The sequence below is a fragment of the Citrobacter sp. TBCS-14 genome, from assembly GCF_005280805.1.
Classification (GTDB): Bacteria; Pseudomonadota; Gammaproteobacteria; order Enterobacterales; family Enterobacteriaceae; genus Citrobacter; species Citrobacter gillenii.
Genome location: NZ_SZWM01000597.1, coordinates 1 through 228 on the forward strand (window position 1 = coordinate 1; position 228 = coordinate 228).

Sequence of the window (228 nt, forward strand, 5' to 3'; positions counted from 1 at the left end):
TGGTACATCATTTTGTGTTATGCACTGCCGAATGCGTTGATTCCGTCAATAACCGTGCTGGGTCTGGCCCTGGGCGATCTGCTCTATGGCGCGGTACTGACCGAAACGGTCTTTGCCTGGCCGGGCATGGGCGCCTGGGTTGTGACCTCTATTCAGGCGCTTGATTTCCCGGCCGTGATGGGATTTGCCGTGGTGGTCTCCTTCGCCTATGTGCTGGTTAACCTGGTG

Annotated in this window: 1 protein-coding gene; it reads left to right on the forward strand. The window is 57.0% G+C overall.

Features of this window, described 5'->3' with window-relative positions; translation table 11 throughout:
- The coding region (locus tag FDX22_RS20165; protein ID WP_146717683.1) for an ABC transporter permease subunit at positions 1-228 on the forward strand (228 nt) is incomplete at both ends.